Raw genomic sequence first — 25,096 nt, forward strand, 5'->3', positions numbered from 1 at the left:
AAAAGGAAGCTACTTAGCACAGTTTAAATGACTTGATATACCTGGCTAAACGGAAGCGGGAGGTGCCTGTGTCATTTAATCAAACTAAAACTACCACTCTTATGTCTTGCTTTTCCCTGGCAGGTATACTTCAGATGATAGATAAAAATACCCGGATTGAGCTGGCTTCCTTTAAATAAGCCATCCCAGGTAGCAGTAGCAGACTGAGAAGAAAACACTTTTTCACCCCAACGATCAAATATATCAAATGAGTGAAGAACTTCTATGACATAAGGATTGCTGATACCGAACTCGTCATTGAGCCCATCCCCATTTGGAGTAAAAGCATTGGGCAAGCTGACATCATTGCAATCGAGCTGGCTATTGTCAACTACAATGACTTTTAAAGTATCCCGAATGATACAGGATCCCTGTTCGGAAACCAGTACATAGGTGGTCGTAGCAGTCGGTGAGAGCACCGTGTTGGCAATCATCGGGTTTGAAATATCTGACTTGGGAAACCATTCAAACTTGTCAGCACATGTTTGACCTATTCGGACATTTACTTTGCTGCCTTTGAAAATCACGGTGTCTTGGGTCAGTATATGATCTCCGGGAACATAAATGCTTCTTATTTCCAGCAAAGTAAGGGATCTATTGAACAGCTTGATTTCGTCGATCAAGCCTGAGTACCGGATATCTGACACTGACAAGCAAGGGCTATTGGCCAGGGTTAGCCTGGCTTTATTGGCAACACTTATTTTGTAATTATTGATTCTGCTGTCAGCCTCCTGGCCATTGAGGTAAAGCGTAAGCTTATTGCCTGATTTGGTAAAAACAATGTGAAACCAGCAAGAATTTGACGGCAAAACAGCTTTGAGTGATCCTTGATTATCCACAGCTTGAATCAGTTCAGCCACGACCGTTTTTTGATCTGCTATATATCTAATAGCAAAAAAACTGTCAATGCCACAATTCTCACGTTTAGATAAAATATCCATGGTCCCGATAGCAGCATCCGGTTTGAAATAAAAACTTACACTGAAGTCGCCTATGAACAAAGATTGGAGGCCAGTGGACTCCCAATCAGCATAATTGAGCCCACCATTCAACCTCAGGGCTGAACCGCTTACACCGCAATCACAAGTTAGAGCACCGATAGAAGATGCGGTAATGGAATGCGCCTTGTCCTGCACATCACAAGAATCAAAAGCAAAATGGGCGACCAGATTTTTGTCTATTTGGGCGTTTAAGACTCTGCTCACCAAGAAGCAACCTAGTATAACCCAAAATTTAAATAATAATGACTTGTTCAATGAAATGGATAAAATATAATGGCAAAAATAGGATAATTGCAGACAAGACTTAAAAATCATGGCATAGTAAAGCTTAAAACCTAAAATATTGAATTGAGAAATATGCTTCCATCACTATAATATTAATCCGTCCTGGCTGACATTTGGACAAATCCCAGGTATTTTAAAAATTCTATAAATGAAAAACCAAGGTTTAACAAATAATGCAATTATTTTTGCCTCCCAATGAAAAAAGTGAATGATCAAGAAATGTCTTTCCTGGACCATCTTGAAGAACTAAGGTGGCATATCATTCGAGCTGTAGGTGCCATTCTGGTAGGTGCCATTATAGCATTCCTCAATAAAGAATTTGTATGGAATAAAATCATATTTGGACCTAAAAATGCTGATTTTGCAACTTATAGGTTTTTCTGCAATTTATCTCCGAGCCTTTGTTTTGGACCTGATAATATTCAAGTATTCACACGTGATTTTGGTGAGCAGTTTATGATGCACTTTGTATCCTCTTTTTGGATAGGGCTGATCATTGCGTTTCCATATATTATGTGGGAAATATGGCGATTTGTAAAACCGGGCTTGTATAAAAAAGAGCAAAAGGCTATTCGAGGAGTCGTAGCTATTTGTTCAGGATTGTTCTTCCTGGGAGTATTATTCGGATATTATGTGATTGCACCATTTGGCATCTCCTTCTTAAGTAATTACGAAATCGCAACCGGCATTGAAAACACGGTGAGTCTTGACTCTTATGTAAGTTATCTCACCATGTTTATCCTGCCTTTAGGCCTGGTCTTTGAACTGCCTGTGATCGTGTACTTTTTAGCCAAAGTAGGGATCGTAAACGCAGAAATGCTTCGTTCCTTCCGTAAGCATGCTATAGTAGTCATCATCATTGTCGCAGCCGTTATAACACCTCCTGATGTGGTCTCTCAGATCCTGGTCAGTCTACCGCTCATCATGTTATACGAAGTAAGTATCCTCATAGCTTCAAGGACCATCAGAGCTGTGGAGGAAGATGATGACGATGACGAGCCTGACGATGATGATAAGGATGAAAATAAAGATGAATACGATTATGACGAATCCAAATCTGATTAAATAAATGATCAGAGTTTCGACTGGTTGGACCTTGTTTTACAGGATATTTCTTCCAATATTTTATTTGGCATTTATGGGATCCTGGACCATTGCCACGATTCGGGCAGGTGACGAGGTATCTCCACTGTTTGAATCCTGGATATATCGAATTAGTATGGTAGGTCTTGTGTTGATAGGGGCCGTCATCATACGAGCCACCGTTTGGCGTCTTAAAAGGTTGGATGTGACCTCCACCCACTTTTACTTAACCGATTATTTCAAGACCTTTCGGTATTCGCTCGATAGCATTGCTTCTTTGGATACCTTTTCCATTGGATGGTTTAGGTTTCTGAAAATAGAATTAAAAGAAAGAGGTAGCCTGGGGCAAAAATTCTACATTTTGTTGGAAAAAGACCTCTGGAACGATTACCTGGCTGCGAACGCACCTGTTCAAAATTTAATCTCCACTATTTCGGAAACAAAGTAATGATCGGGCAGATCATCTCTTCCATGGATATGCCCCCATGTTGAAAGGAGTGGAGGAAATAATTGTGATAATAATTGTAGTTATTGGGATATAAAAAAAAGCCATCGTTTTTGGTGAAGATGAAGGTAGAACTCAGGTTGGGGCTAGGGAGGCCAGCCTTTTTAGGGTCTTTGATTTCGAAAACATCCTTGCGGTCATAGTTTAAGTTACGCCCTACTTTGTATCTGAGATTGGTTGTAGTTTCTCTGTCACCCACCACTTTGACGGGAGATTTGACTCTGATGGTACCGTGATCAGTCGTGATGACAACAGTAACTTTTTTCTCGGCTAGTTTTTGCAATAAAGCCCACAAAGGTGAATTAGAAAACCAACTGGAAGTCAATGATCTGTAGGCTTTTTCGTCACCGGCCAGCTCCTTCAAAACTTCCATTTCTGTCCGGGCGTGTGAGAGCATATCTATAAAGTTATATACTATGACACTCAGTTGATTGTCCAATAGGTTAGCGTAAGCATCTGGGAGTGCTTTGGCATCCTGGACCTGGGTGATTTTATTGTAAGAGAATTTGGGCATGGTCTTAAAATGACGAGCCAGTTGTTTTTCCAACAACTCCGCTTCGTGCATGTTTTTACCCCCTTTCTCATTATCATTTAACCACCAATCTTCATATCGTTGCTCTATTTGTGCAGGTAGCATACCAGCAAAAATCGCATTGCGGCTATATTGAGTAGAAGTTGGTAAAATACTGATAAACTGTTCCTCTTCGTGTATCCTGTATCTTTCGCTTATTTTTGGCTCAATCGCTTTCCATTGATCGAATCTCAGATTGTCCAACAGAATCATGACTACCGTTTTATTTGGTGCCATCAGAGGAATAATTTTTTCTTTGATCAGGCGATGCGACATGATCGGGGCTTTTTCAGGCTTATCGATCCATTCCTGGTAATGCTTGCCAACAAATTTGGCAAACTCATTGTTGGCTTCTGTTTTTTGAGTAGCCAGGATATTGGTCATCTCTGTGTTTTCAGATTGGTCCAATTTTAGCTCCCAACCAATGATGCCTTTATAGATCTCGATCCAACCTTTTAGATCCGATACAGAGTTAATTTGAAGCGAAATATTCCTAAAGTCCTGCAAATAACTTGAAGTGGTTTTCTCCTGCACCAAACGCTTGTTGTCAATTAGTTTTTTCAAGGTCAATAGTACCTGGTGGGGATTGACTGGTTTGATCAAATAATCGTCTATCTGTGATCCAATCGCTTCCTCCATGATATTTTCTGTCTCATTTTTGGTAATCATGACTACAGGCAGATTTGGATTGATGGCTTTGAACTTGGCAAGGGTCTCCAGCCCTGACAGTCCGGGCATCGATTCATCCAGAAATACTACATCGATGTCTTTGTGTTGGGTATACTCCTCAAGCGCGTCATGTCCGTTACTCACCAGGACAAAACGATAGCCCTTTTTCTCTAAAAAATAAACCTGGGGTTTTAAGAGGTCGAGTTCGTCGTCCGCCCACAGTATCTTTGCTGCTTCCATAAATCTAGTTAATTATCAATTTTGACAAGATTAAACAAATATCCTTACAAGAACAGCATGATTCTATCACAAACTCATTCGACCTTCGAGGATTTCACAATGCTAACGCCTATCTGTCAAATTATATTTTCGTAAACATGAACAAAAGAAAAATCATCAACGATCCTGTATATGGATTTACTACCATCCCTGATGAATTGATCTATGATCTCATCCAGCATCCTTACTTTCAAAGATTGCGAAGAATCAGGCAGCTTGGCCTGACAGACTATGTTTACCCAGGAGCTACCCACAGTAGATTTCAGCATGCATTAGGAGCTTTGCATTTAATGACCATAGCGATCGATAGCCTAAGATCTAAGGGTGTAGAAATTACTGAAAAGGAGGCCCAGGGTGCTATGATTGCCATTCTATTACATGACATTGGACATTCGCCTTATTCTCATGCTCTGGAGAAAAAAATCATCCCGTTAAAGCACGAAACCCTTTCCTTGATGTTTATGAAAGAACTCAATGACGAATTTGATGGAAAGCTTTCAGAAGCCATAAATATATTTTCTAATAAACACCCTAAAAGATTTCTTAGTCAACTCGTGTCCAGCCAATTGGATGTAGACCGAATGGACTATCTGAACCGGGATAGTTTTTTTACCGGAGTAGCAGAAGGAGTGATTGGTTATGAGCGCATTATAAAAATGCTTAGTGTAGTAGACAATCAGATTGTCGTTGAGGAAAAAGGCATCTATTCGATTGAAAAGTTCCTTCAATCACGACGGATTATGTATTGGCAGGTATATCTGCATAAAACTGTATTGGCTGCTGAAAAAATGTTGATTCATTGGTTTGGGCTTCTGTTACAAGATCCTATGAGAGACAAAGCCCTACCAAATCTGAAAAAAATCCTGTCGAATGACCCAAAAATAAAAGAACGTAAAAAATTGTTAAAGCTATATGCTAATATTGACGATACAGATATTATATCCGCACTGAAATTCAGTCTAAACTCCCGAAATTCCAATATACAAGTTCTTGCAAATGGTTTATTAAACAGAAATCTGTTTAAATGCCAATTGTCTGATCATTCGTTTTCTAAGTCTTTTATAAGAAATTGTAAGAAAAAAAGCGAATATCCTGATTTGGTTTTCATCGGGAGAGAAAGCAATGAAGGATATACAATTGATGCAAATGAAATTATGATATTACTGAAAGATAGTAACAAATCTTTGGTATCCCTTTCAAAAACATCACAATTTAATATTAAATCAGGCCTGGAAATCAAACATTATATTATCTATTATTAAGCCTATTTTATAAATTTAATCAAAACCTTATTTTCCGTGAAAAGATTTGTATAATGCTGGCAGGAATTTTAGTGTCCTCAGCCTCAGTATTAACCTCCTGGTTCAACAAGGTGTGAAGAAGTACCTGCTGTATGTGCTAATCGAACCTACAAAAAATTGGTAAGTGCTGCATCTACGACTACTCTAGAAATACCTGTTGTGTATGAAAATCGCACTTATCAGAAACTGGTAAGCCCATCTTCATCTAAAACTGTAGAAGTACCTGCAGGTATGCTTCCAGAACGAATAAAAAATTAAAATCACCTGCATCTACCAGATCAGAAGACATACCTGCTGTTTACCAAAACCGTACTTATCAAAAATTAGTGAGCACTACAGCACCAGGACTGTTGATGTACCTGCTCAATATACCACTGTATCAAAAAGAAACCTGGTTAAAAAAGGTGGCTTTACAGAGTGGCGAGAAGTAGTTTGTGAATCAATTATCTCCAGTGCTATGGTTCGTCAGATCCAGGCAGCTTTGAAAGAAATGGGTACGATCCAGGAGCATTTGACAATGTATTGTGTATTAGAACTAAGACCGCTTTGATTAAATTCCAAAAAGATAATAATCTTCCTATCGGATCATTGGACCTGGTAACATTAAAAGCTTTAGGACTTAACTAATATATTATGCTTTAGATGGCACTAATTCAATTTTGTCGTCTTCAAAAAGAAAAAGGTCAGCCAATGTGGCTGACCTTTTTCTTTTTCTATACATACAAACAGTATCTTTACCTTCTCATTTTTAATACTATTTTACTCATAATATCAAAGTATGAAAGACCTGTTAATATCTGGCCTCATATCCAAAGAACTCGAAAGACAAAGACATGGAATAGAGCTGATAGCCAGCGAAAATTTTGCCAGCTATGAGACCATCGAAGCTATGGGAAGCTGTCTGACCAATAAATATGCCGAAGGATACCCTGGTAAACGCTATTATGGTGGCTGTGAAGTGGTCGATGAAATAGAAACCATAGCGATTGAAAGACTTAAAGAATTGTTTGGGGCGTCTTACGCCAATGTACAACCACATAGTGGAGCTCAGGCAAATAGTGCGGTGTTTTTAGCTTGTTTGAAGCCTGGTGATACGATTTTAGGCTTTGACCTCTCACATGGTGGTCATCTCACCCATGGCTCACCTGTCAATTACAGCGGCAAAACCTTCCAGCCTGTGTTTTATGGCGTAGAAGCTGAGACTGGCACCATAGACATGGATAAAGTAGAGCGATTGGCTTTAGAGAACAAACCTAAACTGATCATATGCGGTGCCAGCGCCTACTCACGAGATTGGGATTATCGAAGGTTTAGAAGTATAGCAGACGCTGTGGGAGCCCTCCTGATGGCTGATATAGCCCATCCTGCCGGTTTGATAGCCAAAGGTTTGCTCAATGACCCAATGCCGCACTGCCATATCGTGACCACGACTACACATAAGACGCTGCGCGGGCCCAGAGGCGGCGCCATCATGATGGGAAAAAATTTCGAAAATCCCTGGGGGCGCAAGACCTCCAAAGGCTCTGTAATCAAAATGTCAAGTATATTGGATAGTGGCGTATTCCCCGGTATGCAAGGTGGTCCTTTAGAACATGTGATCGCAGCCAAAGCCATCGCTTTTGGCGAGGCGTTGACTGATGAATACAAATCCTACGTAATACAGGTGAAGAAAAATGCTCAGGCTATGGCTGGCATCCTGGCAGATTTGGACTATAAAATTATATCCGGTGGTACGGATAATCACCTTATGCTGGTAGACTTAAGCAATAAAAATATATCCGGAAAAGAAGCTGAAGAGGCTCTGGTTCAGGCAGACATCACCGTCAATAAAAATATGGTTCCTTTTGATCAAAAAAGCCCGATGGTCACTTCAGGAATTAGAATAGGTACACCTGCCATCACCACCAGGGGGCTTCTGGAGTCAGAATGTATTCAAATAGTACAATGGATGGATCAAATCATAAATAACCATACGGATCATCAACTCATTGTACAAATCAGAAAGAAGGTCAATAATATGATGGCAGGATTTCCACTATATCCTGAAATATCTTAACAATCCGGGATTTCCACTGTATCCTGAAATATCTTAACAATCCGGGATTTCCACTGTATCCTGAAATCATCGAATCGGGTATTGAATATTCTTCAAATAAAGTCCGTGAGCAGGCACGCTTAGACTTTTAGGCAATAAAATTTGACTATCCAATGATGTTTTGACCTGATCTAAGCTCAATTTTCCCAAAGCGACATTGATACACATGCCTATAATCAGCCTTACCATACCACGCAGAAATCGATTGGCTGAAATCCGAAATACTAATTTTCCGGGCTCCGGACATTCCCATAAAACCGATTTCAATTGGACATGATAATGCTTCAAATTGCTACCACTTAAGCAAAAAGGAAAAAAGGAATCATAGGATAATATAAGATCGGCAGCTGACCGCAGAATCAAAACATCAAGACTATTTAAGAATTTGAAATGATAAGACAAATCATCAAGAAAAGGGGATTTGTACCCATGCAGATGATATTCATAGGTTCTGAGGACTGCATCATACCGAGCATGAAAATCGTCTAAAGTCTGAGTGACCGATGACACTGCAATATCCGGTGGTAAAATGGCATTCAGATGATACGCAACATCTGGGGGCAGATTATCCTGCTCGTCAAAATGAGCAAAATACTGTAATGCATGAACGCCGGCATCAGTTCGCCCGCAACCTACGATATCAATTTTAGCTTTGTGCAGGATAGTAGCACAAGCTTTTTCTAAAGTGGTCTGCACAGTGATATCCGTTCCAGCCTGGGATTGCCATCCATGATACCGAGTACCCTTAAATGAACAAGAAATGAGATATCGCATCTTTACAATTAAAAGTAAAAATACATATAAAGGATCCAGTCAGAAATAGAACTGAATTTAAGCAGCCTTTAATTTTGAAAACTTAGATTTTTCGATTTTATGCCGAACATAGTCCAAATCAACTAAGAGGTGCTTTTGCTCTTTATCCGAAGAAGGAGTGTCAAACATCTCCTCAAGCAAAATAGCTTCGAGCATAGATCTAAGACCTCTTGCACCTAGTTTGTAATCAAGTGCTTTGAGTGCAATGTATTCCAATGCTTCATGCGTAAATTCCAACTTGCAGTTTTCCTGATCAAATATCTTAGTATACTGTTTGACCAAAGCATTTTTTGGCTCGGTAAGAATCTGAATAAGAGTCTCTTTATCCAACGGTTCGAGATGTGCCAGGACAGGCAATCGTCCCACCAACTCGGGTATGAGTCCGAACCCCTTTATATCCTGGTGAGTAACAAAACTCAGCAACCGATCCTTTTCAACCCATTCCTTATCCTGCACATTGTAACCGATGGTCTGAGAATTGATTCTTCTTGCAATTACTTTTTCGATTCCGTCAAATGCACCTCCGCATATGAACAAAATATTTTGAGTATTGACAGTCACGAGTTTTTGTTCCGGATGCTTTCTACCTCCCTGCGGTGGCACGCTGACTTCCGCCCCTTCCAGCATTTTCAGAAGGGCTTGCTGAACTCCTTCGCCGGATACATCCCTTGTGATAGATGGATTATCAGATTTTCGGGCGATTTTATCAATTTCATCGATATAAATAATGCCTTTTTGAGCAGCAGCCACATCATAGTCACTGACTTGTAGCAGCCTACTCAGCATGCTTTCCACATCTTCGCCCACATAGCCTGCTTCCGTAAAAACAGTAGCATCTACTATAGCAAATGGAACATTAAGGACTTTGGCTATAGTCCTTGCCATAAGGGTTTTACCTGTCCCCGTCTGACCTATAAACAGCACATTTGATTTTTCTATTTCGACTTCATCAGTTACAATGGATTGCAATCTTTTATAGTGATTGTACACAGCGACTGAGAGGCATTTTTTTGCTTCATGCTGACCAATAACATACTCATCAAGGTGAGCTTTGATTTTGGCAGGGGTGAGGTTTTTGGGCGGTGAATAAGCCTTTGGCGTCTTTTTCTTTTTAGTATCAAACTCCTCTTTTATGATATGATGAGCTTGCTCAATGCACATTTCACAGATATGAGCATCTAATCCTGCCACGAGGATGGCTACCTCATTTTTTGCTTTTCCACAAAAAGCACATTGTGTATTTTGATCGTGTTGTTTGCTCATTATTAAGACTAAAGTAGATAGATAAAGTTAGTTTTTTTTGCGTGGATTATCCCTCGTAAGGACTTCATCCACCAAACCATATTCTTTTGCTTCAGTTGAAGACATCCAATTATCCCTATCGCAATCTTGTTCGATGATTTCTACAGGCTTTCCGGTATGGTGGCTTAAAATCTCATACAATTCTTTTTTCATCCCTTTGATGAGATTGTATGAAATCTCCATGTCTTTAAACTGGCCCTGCATCCCTCCTGAAGGTTGGTGGATCATCACCCGGCTGTGTTGCAGACAGGTTCTTTTGCCTTTGGTTCCAGCAGCCAATAAAACTGCTCCCATGGAAGCTGCCAATCCTGTACATATAGTCCCAATCTCAGGAGAAACATACTGCATGGTGTCATATATTCCAAGGCCATCAATGACGCTACCTCCAGGACTATTAATAAAAATCTGGATATCCCTTTTTGGATCCAAAGATTCAAGGAAAAGCAATTGAGCCTGGATGACATTAGCTACATAATCGTTGACGGCAACACCCATAAAGATAATTCTGTCCATCATGAGTCTCGAAAAGACATCCATACCCACAACATTCATCGACCTCTCTTCTATTACAGTTGGTGTAAAATCATGAATATTTGGCACAGATACCTGGCTCATATATTTTTCAAGATGAGCAGAATTCATACCCAAATGGTGGGTGGCATATTTTTTAAACTCCTGTTGTTCGTTCATCTGATAAATTGTTTAAGTTTTAAATTTAGACTTCCAAAAATACAGGAACAAAAATTACAATAAATAGTTTATTTAATGACTGTGACTGTGGTCTGAGTGATCGTGGTGGTGGTGATCATGATTGTGGTCGTGATCATGGTCATGATCATCAATCAGGCTCTTTTGCCTTCTGGCTTCTGTATCTTTGCGGGCAGCTTCCATGAGCTCTTTAAATTCTGATTCTGAAGTAGGGACAAGATTGAGGTCGACATTAGACTTGATTTGATCAAATATTTTATCGGTCAGTATTTCTTCATGCAATTTTTCGACCTGTTCACGGTTTTGCATCATCTTATCTATGGTGGGCTCCATAAAAGATAAATCGCCCATGGCCATACCTCCAAAATAACTGAGTATCTGCTGCCTGAATCTATTCTTAATATCTTCTTTGGAGACTTCTATCGTGTATTTTTTGACTAATTTTTCTCTAATCAAAGTCCATAAGAGGTTTTGAACAAAATCAGGGTATTCTGCCTCTACCCTTTCGTCGGTCAATTCTGCATTTTGAACTTTTAACCATCGCTTCAAAAAAGTGTCTGGCAAATCTTGTTTATTGATTTTAAGTAAATTGTCCTGGATATCTCTAAACAACAATGCATCAGCCTGAAACCCGATTTGTTTTTCTATTTCTTCCCTGATTTTTTCATTGGCTTGATCAATGGTGGTTACTTTATTTTCTCCAAACATTTTATCAAAAAATGCCTGATCCAATACTGCAGGCTCATTGGCTTTAATTTCTGTAACCTGAAGAGAAAACATCTCCGGAATAGCAACATTTTCTTCCAGGGTATTAAAATAACGCTGCCTGATAAAAGCATCATCTTTGTCTTGGTGCAGACCTCTGATGGCCAATATCCATTCGTCACCGGTTTTTTTACCTAAAAATTCTTTTTGAGCTTCAGGCTCCAGTTGGGATAACCATATCGAAAACTCGGATCTGACCCCATTTTCTTTGATCTGACCATTTTCAACCTCTCTGGCATCTATGGTAACCAAATGTTCCTCCTGGACCTCTGTCTCTATTATCTTTAATTCGCCAGATCTATCACGAAGCTTAGCCAACTGGTCATCAACAGATTTTTGGTCAGCTGCGACCTGACGATAGTCATAAGTCTGGTCTAACCCTTTAACCTCAAAATCCGGCGCAAAACCAATGTCAAACTTAAAGGTATAATCCGTGGGAGACATGATATTGTAATAAATGGCCTCTTGTTCTGCATTGGGTAATGGCTGACCAAGAATATTGATATTGGCTTCTTGAATATGATCGAACAACTGTTTTTGGAGGTTATTCTCTACCACTTCCTGGAGAATACCATTGCCATACATTTTTTTAATCACATCGACCGAAGTCTTCCCCTTTCTAAAGCCTTTGAGCTGGGCTTTATTTTTATAATTATTCAACTCTTTGAGCAAGGAAGGTTGGTATTCAGTCACAGGGATTTGAATGATCAAAACACCCTGATTCTGGTCTGTAGAATTAAATGAAACTGCCATGAAAGCAAATAAAATGAAATGAATAAAACAACAAGTGCGGGTAAAGGGACTCGAACCCCCATGCCTCACGGCACCAGATCCTAAGTCTGGCGCGTCTACCAATTTCGCCATACCCGCATAAATTGGGAGTGCAAAGATACATTAATCCATTCGAACAAATACCATCTTATTTTCGTTATCTTTAATTAATTATATGTCCCAACCGGCACCACATATCGAAGAGATCCCTATCGATGACGAAAATGATCGCCTATTGATTCAGAACGCTTACCGTACACTCCTCAAATCTTTTAAGACTCCGCTTGAAGAAACCGACCGGTCCAATATCCGAAAGGCGTATGAAATGGCCGTGGTAGCTCACAGGGAGCAGCGGAGAAAATCAGGGGAGCCCTATATATTACATCCAATTGAGGTCGCTCAAATCTGCCTGGAAGAAATTGGACTGGGACCGACTGCGGTCATTTGCGCACTACTGCATGATGTGGTTGAAGACACCAGTGTGACTTTAGAGACGGTACGGCAAGAGTTTGGGCCTAAAATCGGTATGATCGTGGATGGTCTGACCAAATTGGACGGGTTATACAATATGGAGACGGCCCAGGCTGAAAACTTCAAAAAAGTGCTTAGCACCCTGGTGTCAGATGTGCGTGTGATCCTGATTAAAATGGCAGACCGTCTGCACAATCTTCGCACGATCTCCTCCATGCCCAGGCATAAGCAGCTCAAGATCGCTGCAGAAACAGATTATATATATGCCCCTCTGGCCCATCGCTTAGGGCTATATAATATAAGATCAGAGTTTCAGGACATTTGTCTGCAGATCCAGGAACCAGACGCCTATAACGAGATTCGGCACAAGCTAGAAGAGTCAGAGCTAGAGAGGAATAAATATATTGAAAAATTTATTGAGCCTCTAAAAACGGAACTTGACCAACTGGCTGTACCCTATAAAATCCATGGCAGACCTAAATCTATCTCGAGTATACTCAACAAAATCAAGCAAAAAAAAGTCCCTTTTGAAGAAATATATGACCTTTTTGCAGTCAGAATCATCGTAGATGTGCCTTCCAAAATGGAAAAATCTATTTGTTGGCAGATTTATTCAATTGTCACAGATGTACATACCCCTATCCCTGAAAGATTAAAAGATTGGGTCACTACCCCAAAGGCCAATGGCTACGAATCTCTGCATACTACGGTGATAGGGCCCAGTGGCAGGTATGTAGAAGTGCAAATTCGATCATCTAGAATGGATGAGATTGCTGAGCGAGGATTTGCTGCCCATTGGAAGTATAAAGGTATCTCGAACCAACAAAAACTCTACGAAAACTGGTTGGATAATATCAGGGACATACTTGAATCACAACATACTGATGCGATTGAGTTTATGAGTGACTTCAAAACCAATCTATTCAATGAAGAGATTTATGTTTACACCCCAAAAGGTGATGTAAGGATCTTGCCTAAAGGGGCTACCGCCCTGGATTTTGCTTTTAGCATTCACACAGACCTTGGCTCCCGATGTACTGGCATCAAAGTCAATAACAAGCTAGTCCCAATGGGATATCGTCTGGAGCATGGAGACCAGGTCCAAATCATCACCAATAGCAAGCAAAAACCTTCCGAAGGTTGGCTCAAACTGGTGGTTACCGGAAAAGCAAAAGCTAAGATTCGTCAATCACTCAAAGATGAACGCAAACAGCGGGCTGACCTGGGGAAAGAAGCCCTGGAGAGAAAATTTAAAAACCTCAAACTGGATCTGGAAGACAATCTGGATCGACTGGTAAAACACTATCAATACAAAACCCGACTGGACTTATATGAAGCTATTGCATCAGGTGAAATTGACCCTGCTGAAATCAATCAGCTCCCTGTTGAAAATGGAAAACTTGTATTTATTGTACCAGAACCTACCGCCAACAGTACTGTCGTAACAGAAACTCCAGCTACGATCAATAAAAACATTGGCCTAAATAATAAGCTCTATATCAATGGTGAGCCGGCAGAACAATATGAATATAGTTTTGCCAGCTGCTGTGGGCCTTTGCCCGGTGATGACATATTTGGTTATGTCACCTCATCATCCGGACTAAAAATTCATCGGACCAACTGTCCTAATTCCACCAATTTATTGGCCAATTTTGGATACCGAGTGGTAAAAGCTGAATGGGGCGATATGAATCAATCAGACTTTGTAGCGAACTTACTCATCACTGGCATCGATGATGGTCCCGGTGTGATTGAAAGGATATCAAAAGCTATATCCAATGATCTGAATCTGAATATCCGATCTTTTAGCATTGAAGGAAAGGAAGGTTATTTTGAAGGCAAAATGAGCTTGATGGTAAAAAACAAAGTCCAATTACAACATGCCATCAAAAGCCTCTCTAAGCTCAATGATATCGCTACAGTGGAACGTATAGAATAAATAAACACAGTTCCACGGTGGAACGTATAGAATAAATAAACACAGTTCCACGGTGGAACAAATAGAATAGGACAAAAAACTATGCTTGTGCAACAAATAAAATAATTTTGTACCCATGAATTTTGACCAGGTAAAAAATATATTTTCGGCTCATCTGGATAAAAGCGGTTTTCGCAAGACTCCCGAACGCTATGCTATCCTTGAAGAGATTTATGAGCGCTCCGACCATTTTGATGCGGAAGCCCTTTATATCGAGATGAAGAATAAAAACTATCGAGTAAGTAGAGCCACCGTATACAATACCCTCGAACTATTGGTCAATTGTGAAATGGTCAAAAAGCATCAGTTTGGCAAAAATCTTGCACAATACGAGAAGTCTTTTGGCTATAAACAACATGATCATCTCATCTGCATAGACTGTGGTCAGGTCCATGAGTTTTGTGATCCAAGGATACAGCCAATCATACAGACCATGTCTGATCTGTTACAATTTAAAATTGAGAATCATTCGCTCAACCTTTACGGAAATTGCATGAAAAAAGACTGTGCCAATAGAAAGACCCAGGTGATTTTGGAAGAAGTTGTATCTGAAAAATAATTTTACTCAGGGATTCATATTTTTATTTTAATCTAACACATTGACCAAATTTCGAGGCCATATTGCCATCCTCATAGCCATAACAGGGAGCTTATTATTACTTGGAAACCGACATACATATAAAATAAGACCTAATATCATTGTCTTTTTAGTCGATGATATGGGCTGGCAAGATTGCTCTGTGCCTTTCTGGAGCAGTCCTACCCCACTTAATCACCGATATCATACTCCTAATATGGAGAAACTGGCAGCGGCCGGTATGAAGTTTACCTCGGCTTACGCCACGCCAGTATGTACCCCTACCAGGTCTAGCATGCTCACTGGATTAAATGCGGCACATCATCATATAACCAACTGGACTTCGCCCAGAAAAAATAACAATACTGATGCTGTAGATGAGGATTTAAGTCCTGCCATATGGAATATCAATGGGCTGAGCCCGGTAAAAAATATTGAAAGCACCTATTTTGCTACCCCTTTTCCACAAATACTACAAGACGATGGTTATTTTACGATCCACGTAGGAAAAGCTCACTGGGCATCAGCCGGTACTCCGGGAGCTAACCCTTATAATATGGGATTTATGGTCAATATCTCCGGTCATGCTGCCGGCCATCCTCAAAGTTATCTGGCTCGTGAAAATTTTGGTAACCAGCCTGGCAAAGCCGTTATGCAAGCTGTGCCAGACCTGGAAGAATACTATGGCACTGACACTTTTTTGACAGAGGCCCTTACGCTGGAAGCTATAAAATCATTGATGGCACCTATTCGAAACAATCAGCCATTTTTTCTAAATATGGCACACTATGCAGTGCACACCCCCATCATGCGCGATCAGCGATATTATCCTGAATATATTCACGCAGGTCTTGACTCCATCGAGGCTGCCTATGCAAGTCTTGTAGAAGGCATGGATAAAAGCCTGGGAGACCTCATGGATTTTCTCCACTCTGAAGGCGTTGCTAAAAATACCATCATCATTTTTATGAGTGACAATGGTGGTCTGAGCTTGGCCCCTCCCCGAGGTGGTGAAGCGCACACTCAGAATCTTCCACTGAGAGCAGGTAAAGGGTCTGTCTATGAAGGAGGCATCAGGGTACCCATGATCGTGTCCTGGCCAGGAATCACTCATTCCGGATCAACAAGTGATCAATATGTGATGATCGATGATTTTCTGCCTACTATCCTCGAAATGGCCAAAGTCAAACAGACCCATTATCAGGCCATTGATGGCAAAAGCATAGTACCTTACCTTAAGAATTCCAACCTGATTGATACTACCCGAGCATTGATCTGGCACTATCCCAATAAATGGCAGGCACAAGGTGGTCCTGGGATTAATTATTTTAGTGCTATCAGGAAAGGAGCCTGGAAGCTGGTCTATAATCAAAGGACGGGCTCAAAAGAGCTGTACAATTTGAAGGATGATATTGGAGAAAAACTCGATCTATCCAAAAGCCTGCCCCATATAACAAATCGGTTGAGTACTTTGCTGAGCAACCAATTAAGATCCTGGGCTGCACCCATGCCCTTCAATAAAACCACAGGTAGACGACTTTTATTTCCTGATGAATGGACAGAGTAACCCTGTTTTTTTCAGAATTAGAAAATTGTTAGATCCAACAGTCAGGCTCTAAGAAAGCAGATACTCAACCCACGCTACATTCTTACGATTTTTTACTTTGTAAAGTTTTCAGAGAATGTGATATCCAAGCTATACTTCAATGCCTTTGTAGCATAAGACATTCTCAAAGTTATAAGTCGATTAGTCACATGGTTCACTTATATTTGCGCCTCACTATTCATAACTATCACACATGGGTGTAGATGTATTATTAGGTTTACAATGGGGCGATGAGGGTAAAGGTAAAATCATAGACAGACTCTGCCCAGATTACCAGATCGTATGCAGATTTCAAGGAGGTCCAAATGCCGGACATACCCTCTATGTAGGAGATCAAAAAATAGTATTGCACACCATACCTTCCGCTATACTACATGACGGCATTATCAATCTTATCGGCAACGGTGTAGTGATTGACCCGGTTATATTCAAAAAAGAGATTGAAAAACTGAGCACTTTTGGGTATGATATCAGCCAAAAACTGATCGTAGCGCGGAAAGCACACCTGATCCTGCCTACTCACCAGATGCTGGATATAGCTTCTGAAGCTTCCAAAGGTCAAAATAAAATCGGATCTACTTTAAAAGGTATAGGCCCCACTTATATGGACAAGACAGGTCGTAATGGCATACGCGTCGGCGACCTCGATGCCAAAGACTTTGATCAGAAATATAGAATCCTTAAGGAAAAACACCTCAGCCTGGCCAAAATATATCCGGAGATAGAATTTGACCTCGAAGCATTGGAACAGCGATGGTTTGAAAGCCTGGAGGTACTGCGTTCTTTCCCCAAAGTAGACAGTGAATATTATGTCGATCAAGCCCTAAGTGAGGGAAAAAATATACTGGCAGAAGGTGCCCAGGGCTCCATGCTCGATGTAGATTTTGGTACCTACCCTTATGTCACTTCCTCCAATACCATCAGTGCCGGTGTCTGTACCGGTGTCGGTATAGCCCCCAATCGTATCCGAAAAATCATGGGCGTCACCAAAGCATACTGTACCCGGGTAGGCAGCGGTCCCTTCCCTACAGAACTACACGATGAGACCGGGGATGAACTGCGTAAAGCTGGTATGGAGTTTGGCTCCACTACAGGTCGGCCGAGACGGTGCGGCTGGATAGACCTGGTACAGCTCCGTTATTCGATCATGATCAATGGGGTGGATGAACTGATTATGACTAAGATCGATGTGATGAATGAATTTGAGACCGTCAAAGCCTGTACCCACTATAAATATCATGGTGGAGACATCAATTATATCCCATTTGAACTGGACCATGAAGTCTCACCAGTATATACATCTTATGAAGGTTGGCAATCTGATCTTGGGTCCTATCAGAGTTATGACTCGCTCCCGATAGCAACCAGGTCATATATTGATGCACTGGAGGAGCAACTGGGAAGGAAGTTTTCGTTGATCTCTGTAGGTGTGGGAAGAGATGAAGTGATCGTGAAGTGAAGTGGTCCCTAATTTAAGACCAGACTTAGACTAGTATTGCTTACTCGTATCGCAAAGATTCTATCGGATCCAGTCTTGATGCCTTGAGCGCTGGATACAATCCTGAAAATACCCCTACGACAATACAAACAAATACTCCCAGACCAATCCAGTTCCAGGGAACTAAAAATTTACCACCGATCAGCACAGTGACAATATTCCCAACCAATATCCCCAGGATGATGCCTACGACCCCCCCCATCAGGCTGATCAGCACAGCCTCAGTGAGAAACTGGATCATTACATTTCGGCTGGTGGCCCCGATGGCTTTGCTGATACCGATCTCGCGCGTGCGTTCGGTGACAGACACCAGCATGATATTCATGAGCCCGATGGCTGCTCCGAGGAGGGTGATCAAACCTATCCCTATGGTCGCCAGTCGTATCTTGACAGTGTTCTCTTTAATAATGGAGACCAGGCCTTCGCTTTTTTGTATTTCAAAATCATTTTCTTCATTGACCCGGAGTCCGCGGGCGATACGCATCTGGCCCGTAGCATCATTGACGGCATCATCGAGGGCACTCACCTGATTTACTTTGACGGCGAGATCATAATTTTCATTGGAAGAAGCATAATATTGTTTTGCCTGGATAAGAGGTAACAATACGACCCTGTCAGCGGAGCTATTCATGGAGGATCCTTTTGATTTGAGTATACCGATGACCTGGACACGAATGTTCCCGACGAGCATGGTCTTACCGATGGCAGTCAATGGTCTTTCTTTGAATAAAAGCTTTACAATGTCTTTGCCTATAATCGCTCTCGGAGTGCCATTGATGACTTCCAGATTGGTAAACCATCGACCATATTCGATGTCATACCCTTTGACATCCAGATAATTTTCATCCACCCCCATGACAGAGACCGTAGGATTGGTTTTTTCATTCTCATATTTCAAGGCTGCCCGGTTGGTCCCATTGAAAGATACTGCTACCACGCCATCAATATTGAGCTTCTCTTTAAAATCCATGGCCTGGCTAAAACTGATCTCCTCACCTCTTTTATTGGTACGACCATTTTGCCGTGTCTGGAAATCACCCCCTTTTGGGCTGATACTAAATGAATTGGCACCTAAAGACGAAAAATTGTCGCTCAGTGAAAATATCAAAGCATCGATGGCGGTCAGGATACCCACGAGGCAGATGATCCCAACAGCAATGATCATCAGGGTGAGCGTAGCGCGGGTGAGATTGGCCCTGATCGCAGACAGCGCCATTTTGAAATTTTCGAGAAGAAGCATCTACATCAGCTTTTTTAATACAATTAAGGTTATAAACTTACCGAAAATAGTCGGGTCGGGAGAAAAGCTTAGATCAAGTACAAGAATTATTAGACTAATGAAAGGCTTGATTTAGGATTGAAATGGGGGAGGTTAAATGGAAAACTCTATGGAAAATTCAAATTAAAAGGACATATACAAATCAAACTCAAATGTAAAGATCAAATTCAAAGGACAAATACAAATACAAGCTCAAATGTCAAAGGGCAACTTCAATCTCATTGGGGCTAAAATTCAAAGCTATATGGCAAAATAACGATGAAGTACTTCGCGCATCTCGTTGTAAATCACAGGGTTACCTGCCAATAATTCTGATTTAAACAGATAATCATCACTGCCATTAAAGTCAGATATCATGCCTCCGGCTTCAGTAATGAGGAGAGCACCCGCCGCGATGTCCCAAGGACTCAGTTTTAACTCAAAAAAGCCATCCATCCTGCCACAAGCTATATATGCCAGATCTATTGCAGCAGCTCCCATCCGGCGCAAACTTTGAGTATTATAAAAAAAGTATTCCAGGGCTTTAATATAAGCGTCCATGCCTTCAAAATTTCGATGTGGAAAACCTGTAGCAATCAACGCTGAAGACAATGCCGGTGCCTCACTGACCTTGATTCGCTGACCGTTGAGATAGGCTCCGGCGCCCTTGACCGCATGGAATATTTCCTGCAGGTTAGGTACATATATAATACCAAGCACTATCTCGCCATCATGCCTTAGAGCTACGCTCACACAATACAAAGGTATGCGGTGCAAAAAATTGGTAGTACCATCCAGTGGATCGATGACCCATTCCCATTCTCCGCCGGGATGATGCTCAATGGTGGCTTCTTCTGTGAGGAAATGTGAGCCCGGCAAGATGAGTTTTAAGCCTGATACCAGCTGTTGCTCTGCCGTTTTATCCACATAGGAGACTAAATTATTCAGTCCCTTTTCTTCAATATCGCTATTTGAAAAAAGTTTTTGCTGGCCGGAGATCCAATCCCCTACTTCGACTACCAGGTTTTGAACAGAGGGATATATCTGAGCTATTTCCACACTGATTACCCCATTTCAGACACGACTTCCTTCACTTCCGGAATCATGCGTTTGAGCATACCTTCAATCCCTGCTTTGAGCGTCACAGTAGAAGAAGGACAACCGCTACAAGAACCCTGCATGATCACATATACGGTGCCCTGGTCGAAAGCTTTAAACTCTATATTGCCACCATCCATTTCTACGGCTGGTTTGACATATGTCTCGATCAGCTCTTTGATCCTTTTGACCAGTTCGGCATCGGCCTCGCTGTATTGGATGGTAGAGTTGTCTTTTTCCTGTTGATCCATATATGCCTGGTACCCTTCGGCGATAATCGGCTTGTCATCAGCTATCCAGGATTTGATATATTCTTTCAGCTCGAGCATGATGTCATTCCACTCGACAGCGCTTTCTTTGGTGATCGTGACAAAATTATTGCACATATACACCCCCTTGACAAAAGGAAATTCGAATAAAGCAGATGCAAAAGGCGACCAGTCAAAGGCCTGATCGGCCTGTTTAAAGTCAGCGATACCTTTATAGAGGATACGATTGAGTACAAACTTGAGGGTCTCCGGGTTGGGAGTCTGCTCTGTGTACAACATGACGGGGCTTTTAGCTAAAGTTTCCATTGTTATTAAGACTGAATGTAAATAAGGAACAAAAATACGAGAAACTGGTTCATTTAGAGCGGTTTTATGCAACTATTAGAATATTAGGCTAGTAGCTATAAAAAATGATACCTATTATTGAAATTTTATCAAGAATTTATAGTCCTCTCTACGAGAGTTTTTTCTACGGGGTGCAGTGTTTAAAATGGCTCAGGAACCCTAAAAATCTGAGCGGGAAACGGGACTCGAACCCGCGGCCCTTAGCTTGGGAAGCTAATGCTCTACCAACTGAGCTACTCCCGCTTAATCAATTCGATTCAAAGTGTTTGTAAAAATAATGCCTTTTAGTAGCAATATTATTTGTGAATTGGATTTAATTTTAATTGTAAAATTTAAAAAGTTTATTTTAAGATCTCAATAACCTTCTGTTTTGCTTCAATATTATAGTAAATTGGCCTTTATAAAAACATCTATCTATGTCTGATCGAAGAAAATTTATCAAAACCACGGGATTGGCGCTGGCAGGATCCACTTTGTGGTCAGGTGTACAAGGATCACCATTTGTTACGATTAACAGAAAAAACCCTCCCTCTGACACGCTGCGATTTGGAGCCATCGGCATCAACGGGATGGGATGGAGCAATACCAGGGCTGACATCAAAATGCCTAATGCTCAGCTCGTAGCGCTTTGCGATATTGATCAGTCAGTGCTAGATAAAAGGATGGGCGATCTTAAAGGTCTCGGGGTCGATGCTGCAAAAGTAAAAACCTATAAAGACTACCGGAAGCTTTTGGAAGAAAAAGAGATTGACTTTGTGATCATCGGCACCCCGGACCACTGGCATCCATTGATTACGATAGCTGCCTGCCAGGCCGGCAAAGATGTGTATTGTGAAAAACCTATCGCCAACAGCATCGGGGAGGTTTTAATGATGGAACAAGCACAAAAAAAATATAACCGTGTCATCCAGGTTGGTCAATGGCAACGCAGTCAAAAACATTTCAGAGATGCTATCGATTATGTTCATTCAGGTAAGTTGGGTCAGATCCGCATGGTAAAAACCTGGGCCTTCCAGGGTTGGATGAAACCGGCTCCGAAAGGCGTGGTGCTGCCAGTACCACCCGGTGTAGACTATGATATGTGGCAGGGACCTGCCAAACACCGGCCGTTCAAGACAGAACATTTCCACTTCAATTTCAGATGGTTTTGGGAATATGCAGGGGGCTTGATGTGTGATTGGGGGGTCCATATTATAGACTATGCACTCTTTGGGATGAATGCCACGATGCCTAAAACGGTAGCTGCTCTTGGAGGCAAGTTTGCCTATCCTGATCTTAGCCATGAGACCCCGGATACTCAATCTACGATCTACGAATTTGATAATTTTATCCTGAGTTGGGAGCACGCTTTGGCGATAGACAATGGGCCTTATCATCGCGATCATGGCATTGGATTTATAGGCAATAACGGTACCCTCGTAGTGGATCGTAATGGCTGGGAAGTGATTGAGGAAGCTGCGGTGAAGACCAAGGTAATGGAGCCCATGCATCTCAAAGAAGACAATGGAGTACAATTGCATATGGAAAACTTTGCAGGTGTAGTGAGAAACAGGAAAATGAATGAACTCAACTGCCCCATCGAGACAGCCGCCCTGGTGGCAAAAGTGTGCCAAATGGGCAATATCGCTTACAGAAGCGGCAAAAAACTCACCTGGGATAAGTCTAAACAACAATTTACTGACAAATCAGTGAATAAGCAGTACCTCATGCCTAAGTATGAGAATGGTTGGAAACTAGAAGTATAGAATTATTTTGATTTACTTTTAGTAGCAAAATCCAATTCATGCTGAGCAAAGCACCTTCTTCAATATTGTCAGCTTTTCGACCATTGATATTTATTGTTGGCGTCGCGTTTAGACTCAATGAATTACCTAAATAAATATCTTCCTTTAACAGATTTATAGCAACCTTTGAAGGCTTCAAATATCGAATTGCAATGCAAACTTTCAAGTGGAAGCCCTACCTTCACCAAATGAAATTTGCTACCAAAGTCATCCATTCGGGTATAGAACCTGATCCCTCTACAGGAGCCATTATGACGCCTATCTATCAAACATCTACGTATGTGCAGGCTGCTCCAGGTGATCACAAAGGATATGAATATGCACGAACTCAAAATCCTACCCGATCCGTCCTGGAAGCCAACCTGGCGGCTTTAGAAAATGGTCGCCATGGGATCTGCTTTGCGAGTGGTTTAGCGGCCCAGGATGCCGTCATGAAACTGCTTTCTCCCGGCGAGGAGATACTATCTACCAATGATCTGTATGGTGGATCCTTTCGTCAGATGCGTCGGGTGTACGAGAAGTATGGCATCAAATCCACTTTCGTCAATCTATCAGATGCAAAGACAGCAGAGGAACATATCAAGCCAGGCATCAAGCTCCTGTGGGTAGAGACCCCTACCAATCCCATGTTGAATATCATTGATCTCGAACTGGTATGTGGCCTGGCAAAAAAACATGGGATCCTGGTATGTGTAGACAATACATTTGCATCACCTTATCTGCAGAATCCACTTGATTATGGGGCAGACATTGTATTACATTCAGCCACAAAGTATATCAATGGCCACTCAGATGTGGTGCACGGTGCCTTGATCGTCAAATCCCAGGAACTGGCTGATCAGTTACATTTCATTCAAAACGCGACTGGAGCTGTGCCTGGCCCCATGGATTGTTTTCTGGTCTTGCGTGGCATTAAGACGATGCATATACGAGTACAACGGGCATGTCAGAACGCTGCCCGCATCGCTCATCATCTGGCACAGCATCCCAAAGTATCTAAAGTGTATTATCCGGGGTTTGCTTCGCACCCCAATCATGCGGTCGCTAAAAAACAAATGCGTGATTTTGGCGCCATGGTCTCCTTTGACCTTGTAGATAACAGACAAGATCCTGTATTTAAGATATTGAGCAATACCAAATTGTTTTCCCTCGCTGAATCTTTGGGCGGAGTCGAATCATTGATTGGACATCCGGCGTCCATGACTCATGCCTCTATTCCAAAAGAAGAACGACTCAAAACAGGGTTGACTGATTCACTCATTCGCCTGAGTGTAGGTATAGAAGATGTGGAGGACCTGATTGAAGATCTCGATCGTGCACTTACCTATGGCTGATCACAGGCAGAGTATCAAACAGTGGTCCACCCAAGATAAACCACGGGAAAAACTGATGGATAAAGGTGTTGGGACTTTAAGTGATTCTGAATTGCTCGCTATTCTCATATCTTCCGGTACGAAGGATCTTAGTGCGCTGGATGTTGCCCGCAATCTCCTTAATCTGGCAGACAACAGTTTACACAATCTGTCAGGAATGTCCCTGAAAGATTTGCGAAAAATAAAGGGTATCGGAAGTGCTAAAGGAGTGACCATACTCGCTGCCATAGAACTGGGTATGCGAAGACTTCATGAGATCAGGCCGCAAAAACAACCCATCACGAAAAGCGCAGAAAGTGCTTTCTTGTTCGAGATTATCCGGCATAGCAAACAGGAAGAGTTCTGGTTAGCCTGCTTCAATCGGGCCATGATCCCTGTATACGTAGGAAGAGTACATCTGGGTGGCATCTCAGCGGTTTCGGCAGACCAGCGGATCATTTACAAAACAGCATTGGAACATCATGCATCCTCCATCATCGTGGCACATAATCATCCCAGCGGCACACTCAAACCCAGCAAAGCTGATCTGGAGGTCACCAAAATGCTTAAATCTGCAGGAGACTTGCTGGAGATCAAACTAACCGATCACCTGATACTGACCGAAGACGCTTATTTTAGTTTTGCAGACGAAGGATTGATATGATCTAAAATC

21 protein-coding genes and 2 tRNA genes are annotated in these 25,096 nt (G+C 41.6%); 12 read left to right on the forward strand and 11 right to left on the reverse strand.

What is annotated here, in order from left to right; genetic code table 11:
* Positions 1-71: 71 nt before the first annotated feature.
* Positions 72-1,244 carry a gliding motility-associated C-terminal domain-containing protein gene (locus IPJ09_10680; GenBank protein MBK7371885.1) on the reverse strand — a complete coding sequence of 391 codons (1,173 nt, stop codon included), beginning with the start codon at positions 1,242-1,244 and terminating at the stop codon, positions 72-74.
* Between the two features lie 276 nt (positions 1,245-1,520).
* Here IPJ09_10680 and tatC point away from each other — a divergent pair, with 276 nt between their 5' ends.
* Positions 1,521-2,390, forward strand: a complete 870-nt coding sequence (tatC, locus tag IPJ09_10685; GenBank protein ID MBK7371886.1) for a twin-arginine translocase subunit TatC — start codon at positions 1,521-1,523, stop codon at positions 2,388-2,390.
* 4 nt (positions 2,391-2,394) lie between these two features.
* The gene (locus IPJ09_10690; protein ID MBK7371887.1) at positions 2,395-2,856 is read left to right on the forward strand and encodes a hypothetical protein; all 462 of its coding nucleotides are present in this window, start codon (positions 2,395-2,397) and stop codon (positions 2,854-2,856) included.
* On the opposite strand, the gene IPJ09_10695 is transcribed toward IPJ09_10690, so the two are convergent.
* Complete coding sequence (locus IPJ09_10695) at positions 2,837-4,393, reverse strand: PglZ domain-containing protein (GenBank protein ID MBK7371888.1); 1,557 nt, start codon at positions 4,391-4,393, stop codon at positions 2,837-2,839. The genes IPJ09_10690 and IPJ09_10695 overlap by 20 nt on opposite strands.
* A gap of 137 nt (positions 4,394-4,530) precedes the next feature.
* On the opposite strand from IPJ09_10695, the gene IPJ09_10700 reads away from it, so the two are divergent.
* From IPJ09_10700 to IPJ09_10710, 3 genes are all read left to right on the forward strand, one after another.
* Positions 4,531-5,694 (forward strand): HD domain-containing protein, encoded by a 1,164-nt coding sequence (locus tag IPJ09_10700; GenBank protein ID MBK7371889.1) that lies wholly within the window; start codon positions 4,531-4,533, stop codon positions 5,692-5,694.
* A gap of 561 nt (positions 5,695-6,255) precedes the next feature.
* Positions 6,256-6,360 carry a hypothetical protein gene (locus IPJ09_10705; GenBank protein ID MBK7371890.1) on the forward strand — a complete coding sequence of 35 codons (105 nt, stop codon included), beginning with the start codon at positions 6,256-6,258 and terminating at the stop codon, positions 6,358-6,360.
* Between the two features lie 151 nt (positions 6,361-6,511).
* Positions 6,512-7,789: a serine hydroxymethyltransferase gene (locus IPJ09_10710; protein ID MBK7371891.1), complete on the forward strand. Its 1,278-nt coding sequence runs from the start codon at positions 6,512-6,514 to the stop codon at positions 7,787-7,789.
* A gap of 66 nt (positions 7,790-7,855) precedes the next feature.
* On the opposite strand, the gene IPJ09_10715 is transcribed toward IPJ09_10710, so the two are convergent.
* From IPJ09_10715 to IPJ09_10735, 5 genes are all read right to left on the reverse strand, one after another.
* The gene (locus IPJ09_10715) at positions 7,856-8,602 is read right to left on the reverse strand and encodes a tRNA pseudouridine synthase A (protein MBK7371892.1); all 747 of its coding nucleotides are present in this window, start codon (positions 8,600-8,602) and stop codon (positions 7,856-7,858) included.
* Between the two features lie 57 nt (positions 8,603-8,659).
* A complete protein-coding gene (gene clpX / locus IPJ09_10720) occupies positions 8,660-9,904 on the reverse strand; it encodes an ATP-dependent Clp protease ATP-binding subunit ClpX (protein ID MBK7371893.1) in 1,245 nt (414 codons plus the stop codon).
* A gap of 27 nt (positions 9,905-9,931) precedes the next feature.
* Entirely contained in the window at positions 9,932-10,633 is a 702-nt protein-coding gene (locus IPJ09_10725) for an ATP-dependent Clp protease proteolytic subunit (protein ID MBK7371894.1), read from the reverse strand.
* A 72-nt stretch (positions 10,634-10,705) separates the two neighbouring features.
* Positions 10,706-12,169: a trigger factor gene (gene tig / locus IPJ09_10730; protein MBK7371895.1), complete on the reverse strand. Its 1,464-nt coding sequence runs from the start codon at positions 12,167-12,169 to the stop codon at positions 10,706-10,708.
* Positions 12,170-12,204: 35 nt separating this feature from the next.
* Positions 12,205-12,286, reverse strand: a tRNA-Leu gene (locus tag IPJ09_10735).
* A 76-nt stretch (positions 12,287-12,362) separates the two neighbouring features.
* Here IPJ09_10735 and IPJ09_10740 point away from each other — a divergent pair.
* From IPJ09_10740 to IPJ09_10755, 4 genes are all read left to right on the forward strand, one after another.
* Complete coding sequence (locus tag IPJ09_10740) at positions 12,363-14,597, forward strand: bifunctional (p)ppGpp synthetase/guanosine-3',5'-bis(diphosphate) 3'-pyrophosphohydrolase (protein MBK7371896.1); 2,235 nt, start codon at positions 12,363-12,365, stop codon at positions 14,595-14,597.
* Between the two features lie 115 nt (positions 14,598-14,712).
* The gene (locus IPJ09_10745) at positions 14,713-15,195 is read left to right on the forward strand and encodes a transcriptional repressor (protein ID MBK7371897.1); all 483 of its coding nucleotides are present in this window, start codon (positions 14,713-14,715) and stop codon (positions 15,193-15,195) included.
* Positions 15,196-15,235: 40 nt separating this feature from the next.
* Entirely contained in the window at positions 15,236-16,780 is a 1,545-nt protein-coding gene (locus tag IPJ09_10750) for a sulfatase (protein ID MBK7371898.1), read from the forward strand.
* A 232-nt stretch (positions 16,781-17,012) separates the two neighbouring features.
* On the forward strand, positions 17,013-18,278 hold the full coding sequence (locus IPJ09_10755; GenBank protein ID MBK7371899.1) for an adenylosuccinate synthase: 1,266 nt from the start codon (positions 17,013-17,015) through the stop codon (positions 18,276-18,278).
* 40 nt (positions 18,279-18,318) lie between these two features.
* Here IPJ09_10755 and IPJ09_10760 read toward each other — a convergent pair whose 3' ends face one another.
* The 4 genes from IPJ09_10760 to IPJ09_10775 all read right to left on the reverse strand — a co-directional run bounded on the left by IPJ09_10760 (position 18,319) and on the right by IPJ09_10775 (position 21,530).
* Entirely contained in the window at positions 18,319-19,557 is a 1,239-nt protein-coding gene (locus tag IPJ09_10760) for an ABC transporter permease (GenBank protein ID MBK7371900.1), read from the reverse strand.
* Between the two features lie 279 nt (positions 19,558-19,836).
* Positions 19,837-20,634, reverse strand: coding sequence for an inositol monophosphatase (locus IPJ09_10765; GenBank protein ID MBK7371901.1), 798 nt, complete (start codon positions 20,632-20,634; stop codon positions 19,837-19,839).
* Positions 20,635-20,639: 5 nt separating this feature from the next.
* Entirely contained in the window at positions 20,640-21,248 is a 609-nt protein-coding gene (locus IPJ09_10770) for a NifU family protein (GenBank protein ID MBK7371902.1), read from the reverse strand.
* A 209-nt stretch (positions 21,249-21,457) separates the two neighbouring features.
* Positions 21,458-21,530, reverse strand: a tRNA-Gly gene (locus IPJ09_10775).
* 173 nt (positions 21,531-21,703) lie between these two features.
* Between IPJ09_10775 and IPJ09_10780 the strand changes: the two genes are divergently transcribed.
* The 3 genes from IPJ09_10780 (at position 21,704) to radC (ending at position 25,087) form a co-directional block, all read left to right on the forward strand.
* Positions 21,704-23,032 (forward strand): Gfo/Idh/MocA family oxidoreductase, encoded by a 1,329-nt coding sequence (locus IPJ09_10780; protein MBK7371903.1) that lies wholly within the window; start codon positions 21,704-21,706, stop codon positions 23,030-23,032.
* 227 nt (positions 23,033-23,259) lie between these two features.
* Positions 23,260-24,405, forward strand: a complete 1,146-nt coding sequence (locus IPJ09_10785; protein ID MBK7371904.1) for a PLP-dependent transferase — start codon at positions 23,260-23,262, stop codon at positions 24,403-24,405.
* Positions 24,398-25,087, forward strand: a complete 690-nt coding sequence (gene radC / locus IPJ09_10790; GenBank protein MBK7371905.1) for a DNA repair protein RadC — start codon at positions 24,398-24,400, stop codon at positions 25,085-25,087. Before IPJ09_10785 ends, radC begins: the two co-directional genes overlap by 8 nt.
* The last annotated feature ends 9 nt before the right edge of the window (positions 25,088-25,096 follow it).

The organism is Saprospiraceae bacterium (assembly GCA_016709995.1).
Classification (GTDB): Bacteria; Bacteroidota; Bacteroidia; order Chitinophagales; family Saprospiraceae; genus JADJLQ01.

What these genes read in the sequence shown, in the direction of transcription:
- IPJ09_10755 (MBK7371899.1), top strand. Translation starts at nt 17,013, where the DNA reads ATGGGTGTAGATGTATTATTAGGTTTACAATGGGGCGATGAGGGTAAA.
- IPJ09_10770 (MBK7371902.1), bottom strand. Translation starts at nt 21,248, where the DNA reads ATGGAAACTTTAGCTAAAAGCCCCGTCATGTTGTACACAGAGCAGACT.
- IPJ09_10700 (MBK7371889.1), top strand. Translation starts at nt 4,531, where the DNA reads ATGAACAAAAGAAAAATCATCAACGATCCTGTATATGGATTTACTACC.
- radC (MBK7371905.1), top strand. Translation starts at nt 24,398, where the DNA reads ATGGCTGATCACAGGCAGAGTATCAAACAGTGGTCCACCCAAGATAAA.
- tatC (MBK7371886.1), top strand. Translation starts at nt 1,521, where the DNA reads ATGAAAAAAGTGAATGATCAAGAAATGTCTTTCCTGGACCATCTTGAA.
- IPJ09_10715 (MBK7371892.1), bottom strand. Translation starts at nt 8,602, where the DNA reads ATGCGATATCTCATTTCTTGTTCATTTAAGGGTACTCGGTATCATGGA.
- IPJ09_10695 (MBK7371888.1), bottom strand. Translation starts at nt 4,393, where the DNA reads ATGGAAGCAGCAAAGATACTGTGGGCGGACGACGAACTCGACCTCTTA.
- IPJ09_10785 (MBK7371904.1), top strand. Translation starts at nt 23,260, where the DNA reads ATGAAATTTGCTACCAAAGTCATCCATTCGGGTATAGAACCTGATCCC.
- IPJ09_10725 (MBK7371894.1), bottom strand. Translation starts at nt 10,633, where the DNA reads ATGAACGAACAACAGGAGTTTAAAAAATATGCCACCCACCATTTGGGT.
- IPJ09_10740 (MBK7371896.1), top strand. Translation starts at nt 12,363, where the DNA reads ATGTCCCAACCGGCACCACATATCGAAGAGATCCCTATCGATGACGAA.
- IPJ09_10780 (MBK7371903.1), top strand. Translation starts at nt 21,704, where the DNA reads ATGTCTGATCGAAGAAAATTTATCAAAACCACGGGATTGGCGCTGGCA.
- IPJ09_10710 (MBK7371891.1), top strand. Translation starts at nt 6,512, where the DNA reads ATGAAAGACCTGTTAATATCTGGCCTCATATCCAAAGAACTCGAAAGA.
- IPJ09_10690 (MBK7371887.1), top strand. Translation starts at nt 2,395, where the DNA reads ATGATCAGAGTTTCGACTGGTTGGACCTTGTTTTACAGGATATTTCTT.
- IPJ09_10745 (MBK7371897.1), top strand. Translation starts at nt 14,713, where the DNA reads ATGAATTTTGACCAGGTAAAAAATATATTTTCGGCTCATCTGGATAAA.
- tig (MBK7371895.1), bottom strand. Translation starts at nt 12,169, where the DNA reads ATGGCAGTTTCATTTAATTCTACAGACCAGAATCAGGGTGTTTTGATC.
- IPJ09_10760 (MBK7371900.1), bottom strand. Translation starts at nt 19,557, where the DNA reads ATGCTTCTTCTCGAAAATTTCAAAATGGCGCTGTCTGCGATCAGGGCC.
- clpX (MBK7371893.1), bottom strand. Translation starts at nt 9,904, where the DNA reads ATGAGCAAACAACACGATCAAAATACACAATGTGCTTTTTGTGGAAAA.